Source organism: Thioclava sp. ISO4 (genome assembly GCF_058105145.1).
This window is the reverse complement of record NZ_CM176571.1, coordinates 2,452,652-2,465,707: the sequence shown is the minus strand read 5'-3', so window position 1 is coordinate 2,465,707 and position 13,056 is coordinate 2,452,652. Positions and strand designations below refer to the sequence as shown.

The 13,056-nt window shown below is 64.0% G+C and carries 9 protein-coding genes; 1 reads left to right on the top strand and 8 read right to left on the bottom strand.

Annotated features, from left to right (window positions below; all coding sequences use genetic code 11):
* Nucleotides 1–6 precede the first annotated feature (6 nt).
* The 6 genes from AC2TZ7_RS12110 to recA form a co-directional block, all read right to left on the bottom strand.
* On the bottom strand, nucleotides 7–771 hold the full coding sequence (locus tag AC2TZ7_RS12110) for a squalene/phytoene synthase family protein (protein WP_489864424.1): 765 nt from the start codon (nucleotides 769–771) through the stop codon (nucleotides 7–9).
* Nucleotides 768–2,390 carry a citramalate synthase gene (cimA, locus tag AC2TZ7_RS12105; protein WP_489864423.1) on the bottom strand — a complete coding sequence of 541 codons (1,623 nt, stop codon included), beginning with the start codon at nucleotides 2,388–2,390 and terminating at the stop codon, nucleotides 768–770. The genes AC2TZ7_RS12110 and cimA overlap by 4 nt, the downstream gene beginning before the upstream one ends.
* A 178-nt stretch (nucleotides 2,391–2,568) precedes the next feature.
* Nucleotides 2,569–4,086 carry a cysteine--tRNA ligase gene (gene cysS, locus AC2TZ7_RS12100; RefSeq protein WP_489864422.1) on the bottom strand — a complete coding sequence of 506 codons (1,518 nt, stop codon included), beginning with the start codon at nucleotides 4,084–4,086 and terminating at the stop codon, nucleotides 2,569–2,571.
* Nucleotides 4,087–4,344: 258 nt separating this feature from the next.
* Nucleotides 4,345–4,650 carry a DUF1330 domain-containing protein gene (locus AC2TZ7_RS12095; RefSeq protein WP_078523379.1) on the bottom strand — a complete coding sequence of 102 codons (306 nt, stop codon included), beginning with the start codon at nucleotides 4,648–4,650 and terminating at the stop codon, nucleotides 4,345–4,347.
* Complete coding sequence (alaS, locus tag AC2TZ7_RS12090) at nucleotides 4,650–7,304, bottom strand: alanine--tRNA ligase (protein WP_489864421.1); 2,655 nt, start codon at nucleotides 7,302–7,304, stop codon at nucleotides 4,650–4,652. The genes AC2TZ7_RS12095 and alaS overlap by 1 nt, the downstream gene beginning before the upstream one ends.
* Nucleotides 7,305–7,429: 125 nt before the next feature.
* The gene (gene recA / locus AC2TZ7_RS12085; RefSeq protein WP_078550501.1) at nucleotides 7,430–8,497 is read right to left on the bottom strand and encodes a recombinase RecA; all 1,068 of its coding nucleotides are present in this window, start codon (nucleotides 8,495–8,497) and stop codon (nucleotides 7,430–7,432) included.
* 215 nt (nucleotides 8,498–8,712) lie between these two features.
* Between recA and AC2TZ7_RS12080 the strand changes: the two genes are divergently transcribed.
* Nucleotides 8,713–9,315 carry a hypothetical protein gene (locus tag AC2TZ7_RS12080; RefSeq protein ID WP_489864420.1) on the top strand — a complete coding sequence of 201 codons (603 nt, stop codon included), beginning with the start codon at nucleotides 8,713–8,715 and terminating at the stop codon, nucleotides 9,313–9,315.
* Here the strand turns inward: AC2TZ7_RS12080 and AC2TZ7_RS12075 are convergent.
* Together AC2TZ7_RS12075 and AC2TZ7_RS12070 are read right to left on the bottom strand one after the other, a co-directional pair.
* Entirely contained in the window at nucleotides 9,307–11,673 is a 2,367-nt protein-coding gene (locus AC2TZ7_RS12075) for an ATP-binding protein (protein ID WP_489864419.1), read from the bottom strand. The genes AC2TZ7_RS12080 and AC2TZ7_RS12075 overlap by 9 nt on opposite strands.
* 153 nt (nucleotides 11,674–11,826) lie before the next feature.
* Nucleotides 11,827–12,987 (bottom strand): RsmB/NOP family class I SAM-dependent RNA methyltransferase, encoded by a 1,161-nt coding sequence (locus AC2TZ7_RS12070; protein WP_489864418.1) that lies wholly within the window; start codon nucleotides 12,985–12,987, stop codon nucleotides 11,827–11,829.
* Nucleotides 12,988–13,056 lie beyond the last annotated feature (69 nt).

The window sequence follows — 13,056 nt, the reverse complement described above, 5'->3', positions numbered from 1 at the left end:
GGGGGCTCAGACGCCAAGCAGCGCGGCGCGCAAAAGTCCCGATCTGCGGCGGAATTCCGACAGCGCCAGCGCACCCGGTGCCAGCGGGTCTTCTATGGCGCGCGCGCGCGCGAGGAGTGCCCTAGCCTGCCATCCCGGTAGAAGTGCTGCCTTCGCCGGCCCCAGACGCAGCTTGCGGGCGGGTTCCAGCCGCGCTTGGCCCTCCGCCGCGAGCTGATGCAGCGTTGCGCTGTCTGGCGCGGCAAGCGGTGGACGGCCCCGCGCGACGAGATCGGGCCATGCTTGCAGGAGCGCCGCGAGGCCGGCGCCTGCGCCAAAACTGCGCACGGTGATTTCCGCGTCTTCGGGCGCGCCGAGTGTCTCGGCGGCGGCCCAGTAAAGCGCGCCGGAGGTCTGATCGAGATAGGCCCAAAGGCTTGAAATATCGTCGAAAGGATCGGGCCAGCAATCGGAACGGCGGGCCTCCGCCGCTGCAATCAGATGGCGCGCGGGCTGTGCCACCGAGACAAGCGCCGGCCCGATCTCATGCGGCGGTTCGCGGCCCTCGGACAGAGCCTCCAGCGCATCGACCCACCATTGCAGGCGCATCTCGGCGACCATCGGCTCTGACGACGCCCAGGGCGCGCGCGCGATCTCGAGATTGGCGGCGTAGAGCGGCCAGAGACGGTCGCGCAGATCGGCGGGCGCGGCCATGGTGGCGGCGAACCGATCGGGATCGCCCTGCCGCACGGCCTCGGCCGCCGCTTGAAGGGACGCGGCCAGATCGCTCATGCCGGTTTCGCCCCGTCGCGCATCAGCTTCCAGATCATCGCGTCGAGCAGCGCCTCGAAACTCGCATCGACTATGTTCGGCGACACGCCCACGGTCGACCAGCGCTGGCCCGCGCCGTCTTCGCTATCGATGATGACGCGGGTGACAGCCTCGGTGCCGCCTTGGGTGATGCGGACGCGGAAATCGACCAGTTTCATGTCGTCGATCAGGCTTTGATAGGGGCCGAGATCCTTCGACAGCGCTTTCGAGAGCGCGTTCACCGGGCCGCGGTCATGGCCCTGCTCGTCCATGCTTTCCGAGACCGAGAGCATCTTCTTCCCGCCGACTTTCACCACCACGACGGCTTCCGAAATCGAGACCATCTTGTCGTAACGGTTCTTGCGGCGCTCCACCGTGACCTTGTAGCGCTTCACCTCGAAGAACTTCGGCAACTGCCCGAGTTCGGCGCGCGCGAGCAGTTCGAAACTCGCCTGTGCGCCGTCGTAGGCATAGCCCTGATCCTCGCGCTCCTTGATCAGATCGAGGATGCGGGCGAGGCGCGGATCGTCTTTCGCGACCTCGATCCCCATGCCCTTGAGCCGCGCGCGCAGGTTCGACTGGCCCGCCTGATTGGACATCGGGATGAGGCGCGCATTACCGACCAGCTCGGGGTCGATATGCTCGTAAGTGTCTGGATTCTTGAGGATCGCCGAGGCATGCAGCCCCGCCTTGTGGGTGAAGGCCGAGGCGCCGACATAGGGCGCGGAGCGCAGCGGCACCCGGTTCAGGATATCGTCGAGCTTGCGCGAGAGCTTGGTGATGTCGCGCAGGCTTTCGGGCGCGATCCCGGTGTCGAGCGTCGAGGCGTAGGGTTCTTTCAGCAGAAGCGTCGGGATCAGCGTGATCAGGTTCGCGTTGCCGCAGCGCTCGCCGAGACCGTTGAGCGTGCCCTGAATTTGGCGCGCACCGGCCTCAACCGCCGCGAGGCTGCCCGCCACGGCGTTGCCGGTATCGTCATGGCAATGGATGCCGAGACGGTCGCCGGGAATGCCCGCCGCGATCACCGCCTCGACGATCTTGCCGATCTCGCCCGGCAGCGTGCCGCCATTGGTGTCGCACAGCACGATCCAGCGCGCGCCCGCCTCATGGGCCGCGCGGCAGCACTCCAGCGCATAATCCGGGTTCGCCTTGTAGCCGTCGAAGAAATGCTCGGCGTCGAACAGCGCCTCGCGGCCCTGCGCCACCATATGCGCGACCGAGGCGCGGATATTCTCGAGGTTCTCCTCCAGCGTGATCCCGAGCGCGGTGGTGACGTGGTAGTCATGCGTCTTGCCGACGAGGCAGACGGCAGGCGTATTCGCGTTCATCACGCCCGCCAGCACGTCGTCATTCGCAGCCGAGCGCCCTGCCCGCTTGGTCATCCCGAACGCGGTGAAGGTCGCCCGCGTCTCGGGCCGCGCCTCGAAGAAGTCGCTGTCGGTCGGGTTCGCCCCGGGCCAGCCGCCTTCGATATAGTCGATGCCGATCGCGTCGAGCGCCTTGGCGATCTCGATCTTCTCAGGCACCGAGAACTGGACGCCCGCCGATTGCTGCCCATCGCGGAGCGTCGTGTCGTAGAGATAGAGGCGGGATTTGGTCATTGGTTGCCTCCGTTGGAGCCGTGGTTCGCCCGACGGCACGCCGGGCCGCGCCCGATGGTCCCAGGAGCCACCGGATCGCCTGCGATCCGGTTCGCCCCCGACCCGCCCCCCAGGGCGGGGGCGAAAATGCCCCCACCCTCGGGCCGGGGGCAAACCTTGTGTATGGGAGCGAGCGCCATCACCGAACCAACTTTCGTAACTGCTCTGCGCCGATATCCGGAGGAACGTTTACGATACAACCATTGACCCCATTCGCAGATCGAACTGCTCTCATTTCGATTTTCAGAATCGTTGCTTCTGCCTTGAGGCAGTCTGCTTCTGACCAGTTTTTTTCTCGCCTAAACGCCATCCACTGGCGACCGAGTTCCATCCCCGCATCTACTACCCCCTCAGATAGTTCTCCCCACCCCATGACAGAGATAGTGGGTTGAAAATCCTTCCCCTCGACTGCGACCGATCCGTCAGTACGAGTAATCTCGAAGGGTGATGCCCAAGGCTGTTTAGCGATTGCACGTAGATCAAAGCCCAGCAACTCAGCCCCAGAGAGCAATTCTCCAAAGTCATCGTTCCTGAAAGCAGTCTCCAAACAATCGAGAGCCAAAGAGGTATTTAGATCGTCAGAAAGAGCCCAAATGAGTTCATCGTCAATTACTGCGGGCTCCGCTATCTCGATTGCGTTGGCCCATTTACGAAGCGTCTCGATCGCCTGCCGCGCCTTCTCAGCCGTCCAATCCATCGGCTTCGTGTAATGCGTCTGCAGGAACACAAACCGGATCACCTCGCCCGGAATACCCTTCTCGCCGTCATGCCCGTCGAGCAGATCGCGCACGGTGAAGAAATTGCCCAGAGACTTGGACATCTTCTTGCCCTCGACCTGCAGCATCTCGTTATGCAGCCAGTAGTTCGCGAAGGAGCCCTCGGGATGGGCGCAGCAGCTCTGCGCGATCTCGTTCTCATGGTGCGGGAATTGCAGGTCGATGCCGCCGCCATGGATGTCGAACGACGCACCGAGCAGTTCGTAAGACATAGCCGAGCACTCGATATGCCAGCCCGGACGGCCCCGGCCCCACGGGCTCTCCCAGCCCGGCAGCCCCTCGTCGGAGGGCTTCCAGAGCACGAAATCCATCGGGTCTTCCTTGAAGGGCGCGACCTCGACCCGGGCGCCCGCCATCATGTCATCGACCGTCCGGCCCGACAGCGCACCATAATCCTTGTAGCTGCGCACCCGGAACAGCACGTGCCCCTCGGCGGCATAGGCGTGACCGTCGGCGATCAGCGTCTCGATCATCGCGATCATCGCGCCGATATAGTCGGTCGCGCGCGGCTCCTGATCGGGACGCAAAGCGCCGAGCGCATCCATGTCGGCATGATACCAGCCGATGGTCTCCTCGGTCCGCGCGCGGATCAGCTCTTCGAGCGAGCCCTCGGCCCCGGCCTCTTTACGCGCCAGCGCCGTCGCGTTGATCTTGTCATCCACATCCGTGAAATTGCGCACATAGGTGACGTGCTCCGGCCCGTAGACATGCCGCAGCAGCCGGTAGAGCACGTCGAACACCACCACAGGACGGGCGTTGCCGAGATGCGCCCGGTCGTAAACGGTCGGCCCGCAGAGATACATCCGCACGTTGTCGGCATCGATCGGACGGAAATCCTCGACTTTCCGGGTCAGGGAATTGCGCAAACGGATCTGGGTCATATGTCCTCGCAAAGGGTCGGCGGCACCTGCCGGCGGGCTTACAAGGTCATGAGAAATTTGGAAAGAGAAGACCAGCCCGCGTGACGTATGTCAGCGGATAATGCAGCAGATGATGATGGTCTTCGTGGTCATGGCCGCAGCATAGGACGCAGCGCGCCCGAAGGTCCAGAGCAAAAACGAAAGGGTGCGGCACCATAGAAAAAGGCGGCCGCAGCCGCCTTCTTAATGGTTTCTGATCAATGCCTTACAGGCCGATCTTCATTTGATTTCGACGTCGTCCATCGCTTCGACGATCATCAGGTCGCGCTCGGATGCGCCTTTGGCATGCGCGAGCGCCGCCTGGTAGTCGTCGGAGTAGTAGCAGGTCTCGGCCGCTTCCAGCGACGGGAACCATGCGACGACGTTGCGCGCGCGGTCATTGCCTTCGAGCTGCACGTAACGCGCGCCCCGGGCGAGGAAGCGCCCGCCATGTTTCGCAATCGCTGGGCCCGCGCCCTCGGCATATTTGCCATAGGCCTCGTCGTCGAGCACCTTCACATGGGCGATCCAGAATGCGCCTGCCATTACAATCCCTCCAGAACAGTTTTCACGGCCGCAATGGCCTCATCGGCTTTCGACGGATCGGCCCCGCCGGCTTGCGCCATATCGGGACGACCGCCGCCGCCTTTGCCGCCAAGCGCCTGCGCAGCGGCCTTCACCAGATCGACCGCGCTGACGCGCTCGGTCAGGTCCTTGGTCACGCCAACCGCCACGGCCGCCTTGCCGCCCGCATCGGCCACCACGAGGATCACGCCAGAGCCTACATTCTCCTTCAGTTCGTCCACGATGCCCGGAAGGTCTTTGCCGGTCACGCCGGAAACAACTTGAGGAACGAACTTCAAGCCGTTGATTTCGCTGACTTCCGGACCGCCTGAGGCGCCGCCACCCATCGCAAGCTCGCGACGCAGCTGCGCAATCTCGTTGGCCTGCGCCTTGCGCTCGTCGAGGATCGCCTGCAGACGAGCCAGCACATCCTGCTCGGAGGTCTTGATCAGGCCTTCGATCTCGCCCAGCAGCTTGTCGCGGCGGCGCAGTTCGGCCATCGCGATGTCGCCGGTCAGCGCCTCGATCCGACGCACGCCCGACGAGGACGCACTTTCCCCGGTCAGCACGAAGGTGCCGATATCGCCGGTCCGCTTCACATGAGTGCCGCCGCAAAGCTCGAGCGAATAGACATTTCCGTTCGTGCCTTTGCCGGAATTGGCCAGCTCACCCATCGAGACGACACGGACCTCATCACCGTATTTCTCACCGAACAGCGCCTGCGCGCCCAGATCGCGCGCATCGTCCGGCGTCATGATCCGGGTATCCACCTGCGTGTTTTGGCGAATGAATTCATTCACTTCGCGTTCGATCTTCGCGACTTCCTCGGCCGAGAGCGCCTTGTTATGCGAGAAGTCGAAGCGCAGACGGTCCTCGGCATTGAGCGAGCCACGTTGCGCCACGTGATCGCCCAACGTGCGGCGCAGCGCCTCGTGCAGCAGGTGCGTGGCCGAGTGGTTCGCGCGGATCGCGCTGCGGCGGGCGTGATCGACTTCCAGCTTCGCGCCCTGCCCCTTGGCGATCTCGCCTTCGGTCACGCGCGCGAAATGGATGAAGACGCCTGCGACTTTCTTGGTGTCGGTAACTTCGGCTTTACCCGTCTCGGTCACGATCCAACCGCGATCGCCGACCTGACCGCCGCTTTCGGCGTAAAACGGGGTCTGGTTGACCACGATCTGCACCTCGCCGGAGGCTTTGTCGATCTCGGCGCCCTCGGTCACGAGCGCGGTGATCTGACCTTCGGCGGTCTCGGTGTCGTAGCCGAGGAATTCGGTCGCGCCGAGCTTCTCGGACAGGTCGAACCAGATCGCGGCATTGGCCGCCTCGCCGGTCCCGGACCAGCTGGCGCGCGCCTTGGCCTTCTGCTCTTCCATCGCAGCGTCGAACCCTTCGGTGTCGACCTCGCGCTCACGTTCGCGCAGCGCATCCTGCGTCAGGTCGAGCGGGAACCCGAACGTGTCATAGAGTTTGAACGCGGTCTCGCCCGGCAGCTTCTCCCCTTCGGGCAGGTCCACAAGCGCCTCGTCGAGCAACTTGAGCCCACGATCGAGCGTGGTCTTGAAGCGGGTTTCCTCGCCCAGAAGCGTCTCTTCGATCAGCGCCTGCGCGCGGCCAAGCTCGGGGTAAGCCGCACCCATCTCTCGGATCAGCGACGGCACGAGGCTGTGCATCACCGGGTCCTTCGCGCCCAGCAGGTGCGCGTGACGCATCGCCCGGCGCATGATCCGGCGCAGCACGTAGCCACGCCCGTCCGCCGAGGGCATCACGCCATCCGCGATCAGGAACGAGGTCGAGCGCAGGTGATCCGCGATCACGCGGTGATGCACGTTGCCCGGCCCGTCCGGCGCGCCATCGGTCGCATTGGCCGAGGCCTCGATCAGGTGGCGCATCAGGTCGGTGTCGTAATTGTCGTGCTTGCCCTGCAGCAGCGCGCCGATCCGCTCGAGCCCCATGCCGGTGTCGATCGACTGCATGTCGAGCGCGCGCATCGAGCCGTCCTCGAACTGCTCGTTCTGCATGAAGACGAGGTTCCAAATCTCGATGAACCGGTCGCCATCTTCCTCGGGCGAGCCGGGCGGGCCGCCCCAGATGTGATCGCCGTGATCGAAGAAAATCTCGGTGCAGGGGCCGCAGGGACCGGTCGGGCCCATCTGCCAGAAGTTATCCGAGGTCGGAATGCGGATGATCCGCTCGTCGGGCAGACCTGCGACCTTCTTCCAGATATTCGCCGCCTCGTCATCAGTGTGGTAGACCGTGACCAACAGCTTATCCTTCGGAATGTCGAAATCCTTGGTCAGCAGCTCCCAGGCGAACGGGATCGCGTCTTCCTTGAAATAATCCCCGAAGGAGAAATTCCCCAGCATCTCGAAGAAGGTATGGTGGCGCGCGGTGTAACCGACATTGTCGAGGTCGTTGTGCTTGCCGCCGGCGCGCACGCATTTCTGCGCGGTCGTTGCGCGGTTGTACTCGCGCTTTTCCACCCCGGTGAAGCAGTTCTTGAACTGCACCATGCCGGAATTGGTGAACATCAGCGTCGGGTCGTTGCGCGGAACGAGGGGCGAGCTGTCAACGACCCGGTGGTCGTTACGCTCGAAGTAATTAAGGAAAGTGGAGCGGATTTCGTTAAGGCTGGGCATATCGTCCTGTCTCGCCTGATCGGGCATGTTCGGTCCCGTTTAACGCCGCCCTTTCCCCCTGTCCAGCAATCGCAAAAAGGCCGGGAGACGACGCTCCCGGCCTTTGCATGGATTTGCGGTGACGATCAGTCTTCGGTCAGCGCGTCATCTTCGGACATTTTGTCGAATTCGAGCCCGTGGCTGGCGCGAATCTTGTCCTCGATCTCATAGGCGACATCGGGATGTTCGCGCAGGAACGTCTTCGCGTTTTCGCGGCCTTGGCCGATGCGTTCGTCCCCGTAGGAATACCAGGCGCCAGCCTTGTCGACGACCCCGGCCTTGACGCCCAGATCGACCAATTCGCCCATCTTCGAGATGCCCTCGCCATACATGATGTCGAACTCGACCTGCTTGAACGGCGGGGCCACCTTGTTCTTCACCACTTTCACGCGGGTCTGGTTGCCCACCACCTCGTCGCGATCCTTGATCGAGCCGATGCGGCGGATGTCGAGACGCACGGAGGCGTAGAATTTCAGCGCGTTGCCGCCCGACGTCGTCTCCGGCGACCCGAACATCACCCCGATCTTCATCCGGATCTGGTTAATGAAGATCACCATGCAGTTCGAACGCCCGATCGAGGCGGTCAGCTTGCGCATCGCCTGGCTCATCAGACGGGCCTGCGCACCCACGGTGTGATCGCCCATATCGCCTTCGATTTCGGCCTTCGGCGTCAGCGCCGCGACCGAGTCGACCACGACGAGGCTGACCGCGCCGGAACGCACCAGCGTGTCGACGATTTCCAGCGCCTGCTCGCCTGCGTCGGGCTGCGAGATCAGCAATTCGTCGAGATCCACGCCAAGCTTGCGCGCATATTGCGGATCGAGCGCGTGTTCAGCGTCGACGAAAGCACAAACGCCGCCCTTCTTCTGCTCTTCCGCGATCGCGTGCAGCGTCAGCGTCGTCTTGCCCGAGCTTTCCGGACCGTAGATCTCGACGATCCGGCCTTTCGGCAGCCCGCCGATGCCGAGCGCGATATCGAGTCCCAGCGAACCGGTCGAGGTCGCCTCGATTTCGCGCGCGGGCGTGTCGCCGCCGAGCTTCATGATCGAGCCTTTGCCGAATTGCCGCTCGATCTGCGCCAGCGCCGAGTCGAGCGCCTTTTGCTTGTCTGCCTTGGGAGATTTATCCATGTCGAAAAGCTTCGCTACTGCCATTTGTCCGCTTCCTTATTTCACAGCGACGGCTGGTCGGCAATGCGACGCCCTCGCGCGGATGTTCACCTCATGTTCTATTCGCACTATGCGCACAGACCATGAACATTTCAACATTTTTTTCCGCAACTCACTGAACCCCAATTACCGTTAAGAAACGGTTTACCCGCGTGTGCCGAATGATTATCACCGGCTCAGTTAGGAGCTGACCCGCCAAGATGCTGATTTTCTGGAAACAAAAACTCGTTTTTCTCGCCACCCCCAAGGCGGGATCCTCTGCGGTTGAAACAGCGCTGGAGGCTCTGGCCGATGTCGCGCTGACCCGACCGGCCGTTCTCAAACACGCCTCGGCCCGCGATTTTCGGGATCATCTCCAGCCCTTGCTTGCCGCAAAGACCGATGCCAGCTTCACCACGGTCGCCCTGATGCGCGAGCCGCTCGACTGGTTGCGCTCGCTCTATCGTTTTCGGCTGCGCGATTTGATCGAGGAAAGCGACATTGCGGCCGGCTATTCCTTCGAGCAGTTCGCGCGCGATTACATCGACGATCCGCGCGCAGGGTTCAGCGATGTGCCCAGTCAGGCCGCATTTCTGTGTGATGATGCGGGCACGCCGCTGGTGGACCGGATTTTTCCCTATGAGCGGATCGACGATTTCGTGCATTTCCTCGAGGATCAGCTCGGATTCGCGATCACCCTGCCCCGCGTGAACGTGCCCCCTGCGGTCGAGACCGGGCTCGCCCCCGAGACCGAGGCTGCGCTGCGGGTCGCGATGCAGGACGATCTGGAACTTTATGACCGGGTCACCCGCGCCTTAGCGTGACAGCAGTTCCTGCACCGTCGCGGTCAACTCGCTCAGGGAAAAAGGTTTCGGCAGGAAGACCGAATCCGGTACGGGGGAAGTCCCGTTCTGGAACACTTCCTCTGCATAGCCCGACATGAAAACCGTGCGCGTGCCCGGCCTCGCCTCGAGCGCGCGGCTGACCCAGCTTGGCCCGTCGAGCCCGGGCATGATCACGTCGGTGACGAAGATATCGACCCGCAAATCGATATCTTCGAGCAGCGCCAGCGCCTCTTCCGCGCTCTCGGCCTCCAGCACGGTGTAGCCGCACAGTTTGAGCGCGCGCGCGGCGAAGGCGCGCACCGGGGGCTCGTCCTCGACCAGAAGCACGGTCGCCTCGCCGGCAATCACCGGGGTCGCCTTTGTCGCGAGCGGCGCTGCTTCCGCTTTGGGCACGACCGAAGGCGTCGTGGAGCCATGCGGGGCAGTTCGCACGTCCGTCGTTGCGTCGTCGGTACTGGACACGTCCGCCTCTTCGACGGCGTCATAGGCGGGCAAGAGGATTGTGAAACTCGTTCCGGTCCCGATGACGGAATCGCAAAAGATATAGCCTCCGGTTTGCTTCACGATGCCATAGGCCGTCGAAAGCCCCAGCCCCGTGCCCTCGCCGGTGCGTTTGGTGGTGAAGAAGGGCTCGAAAATCTTGCTTAATTTATCGGCCGCGATGCCAGTGCCAGTATCGGTGACCTTGACCGCGACATAGTCGCCCTTGGGCACCGCCACGCGATCGCGCGTGCGGTTTTCGGCAAGGTGCACCGCGTCGGTCTCGATCCGGATCTCGCCCCCGCCGGGCATCGCGTCGCGCGCGTTCACCACGAGGTTCATGATGACCTGTTCGAGTTGCCGCTTGTCCGCGCGCACCCATCCGGGATCGCTTTCATGCTTGACACTGAGCACGACCTTTTCGCCAACGAGCCGGTTGAGCAGATGGGTCAGATCGGAAAGCGTGTCGTGCAGATCGAGGATTTCGGGCTTCAGCGTCTGCTTGCGTGAGAACGCGAGCAACTGACCCACCAGCGCCGCGGCGCGATTGGCATTCTGGCTGATTTGGTCGAGATCGGCATAGTCGCCATCGCCCTTGTCATGGCGCAGCATCAGCAGGTCGCAATGGCCCGAGATCGCGGTGAGCAGGTTGTTGAAATCATGCGCGACACCGCCGGCCAGCTGACCGATCGCCTGCATTTTCTGGCTTTGCACGAATTGCGCCTCGAGCGTCTTGAGCTGCGTCGCGTCGGACAGGACGGCGAGCAGCCCGGCGCGCCCGTTTTCCACGATCCGCGAGAGGGTGACCTGAAGAAAGACCTCCTTGTCGCCGCGCCGGGCGCGCAGCACCTCGGGACGTCCATCGGCACGGCCTGCGAGCGCGTCGTTCACCCAGTCGGAAACCGGACGCCCGAGCCCCTCGAGAAGGTCGGAGAGGCGGGTCTGCGGCTCGATCCCGCCCAAGAGGCCACGTGCCGCGCGATTGGCGGCGCGCACGCGACCATGGGCCGACAGGCGCAGCAGAGCGACCGGCAGCGCCTCGAAATTCGCACCTTCCTCGGCAGAGCGCGGTCCGCCGATCGGCAGCAGATAAACCTCGGATCGGCCGCCCACCCCTTCAAGCTGGGCCACGACTGCGGTGACCGGGCCGTCCTCTCCCTTGATCTCGTGCTCTTCGCCCGAGCGCAGCGGCAGATCGGTGAAGATGCGATCGAGGGAGCGCACCCGCTCCCCCACGAGCCGCCGCAGTGCCTCGTTCATGAAAAGGATCGTGCCGCCGTTGGAGACGGTGAGCATCGGAAGGCTGATCGTTTCCGCGCCGCGCCCGCCAATCGCCCGTTCGGCCATATCTTCGAGCCGCCAGAGAAAATCGCCCGAGCCGTTACGATGAACCGAGAGCCTCAGATGGCCCCGGCGGGTCACGAGATCCTCGCGCGCGGCCCCCGTCGCCTCTGCCTTGCTTTGCAGGCGGCGCAACACCGCGCCCGGGTCGGCGAAAAGCTCCGCCAGGGTCCGCGCCAGCCCCTGCCCGCCGCGCGAGCCGAAACGATCCAGCGCGGCGCGGTTTTGATAGCCGATTTCGCCCTCGGGATCCGTAGTGAAGCTGGGGGCTGCGTCATGGGCGATGAAGTTCGCGAGCGTTTCCTGCTGTCTTGCGCGCCGCCTTCGGTCCTGCGCCAAGGCCAGACGCAGCCAGACCGCCGTTATCACGAGCGTCCCCGCAACGGAGAACATGGCCCAGGTCACCACCTCATCGGGCATCACGAAGGCAATCGCCGCAGCATTTCCCGCTGCAAGCAGTAAATAGACCGCACCCGGCGCCAGCGCCGCCATCGTCTTCGAGAGTGGCTGCAGCATCAATTCGTTCCGCCCCACGCTCGCCTCCCTGCCTGACACGTCGGCCCCATAGCGCGGTAAAATAATTAAAACCCAATTAACGCGACTAGACTTTCAACTGTCGATTGAGTCAATCACGCGACAGTCGGAATAGGGCACGCAAGGGCGGAAAAATCAGAGCTGGAGATGGGCCACGAAGAACCCGTCGCCACCCGAGAGCGGCGTGAACTGGCGCTGTGACCGCACATCGCAGCCGTGGCGCGTGGCGAAGTCGGCGATCTGCCCGCCATTTTCGACCGAAAGAAGCGAACAGGTCATGTAGACGAGGCGCCCCCCGGGGGCGACAAGGTCGCGGGCGGCGTCGAGAATTGCGCTCTGCAGGGCGACGAGTTCCGCCAGTCGCGCGGCGCTCAGGCGCCATTTCGCATCCGGCGTCCGGCGCCATGTGCCGGAGCCCGAACAGGGCGCGTCGACCAGCACGAGGTCATAGCCCGTCCCGGGATCGCCCGGCGCGCGCAGGGTCACTTTTGCCCCGGCCCTCTTCGCGCGGATGGGCAGATCGCGCATCCGCCCCGCATCGATGTCATGCGCCGCGATCTTGGCGTCGGGACAGGCCGCGGCCAGCGCAAGCGCCTTGCCGCCGCCGCCCGCGCAATAGTCGAGCACCCTCTGACCGGCATGAAGCGGCACCGACGCGATGGCCGCTTGCGACGCCGCATCCTGCAACTCCACCAGACCGTTCGTGTAAGCCTCAGCCTGCTGAATGCGCCGCGCGCCGTCGCCAAGCTCCAGCGCGGTCTCTGCGAGCGGATGCGGGGTGGCCTCTATCCCGTCCTTCGCCAACGCTGCGATCGCCGCATCGCGTCCGGTCTTCGCGAGATTGACGCGCAGAAAGACCGGCGCGCGCGCACGCATCGCCTCGGAAATGGCTTTGAAATCCCGGCCGAAATCGGTGGCGAGCTGGTCGCGCAGCCAGTCGGGCCAATCCATCTGCGCGATATCCTCAGGCAAGGCCGGGGTCAGTGCGGCGCGCTCGTCTTCCGAGAGGGGGGCCGGCGCAAAGCCCTCACCGGTGAAGATGGTCTGCGGGTCGACGCCTTGCAGCCGCAGCAGCCCCGCGACCAGCGCACGCCCCTGCGCCCCGCCCCCGGCAAGCGCGGCACTGGCCTTGCAGCGCAACACATCGAAGACATGATCGCGGATCGCCGCGCGATCCTTGGAGCCTGCAAAACGGTGGCCGCGGGCCCAGTTGGTCAGTGCCCGCTCGGCCACCTCGCCCGTCTGGATGCGGTCGAGAATATCGATGGCGGCGGCATAGCGCGCGGCGGGCGTCATGGGCGGGCTCCGAGGTAAGCTGTGATCTGAAGCGCGTTGTAGGGGGCCACGAAGGCCGGCGCAACGCCG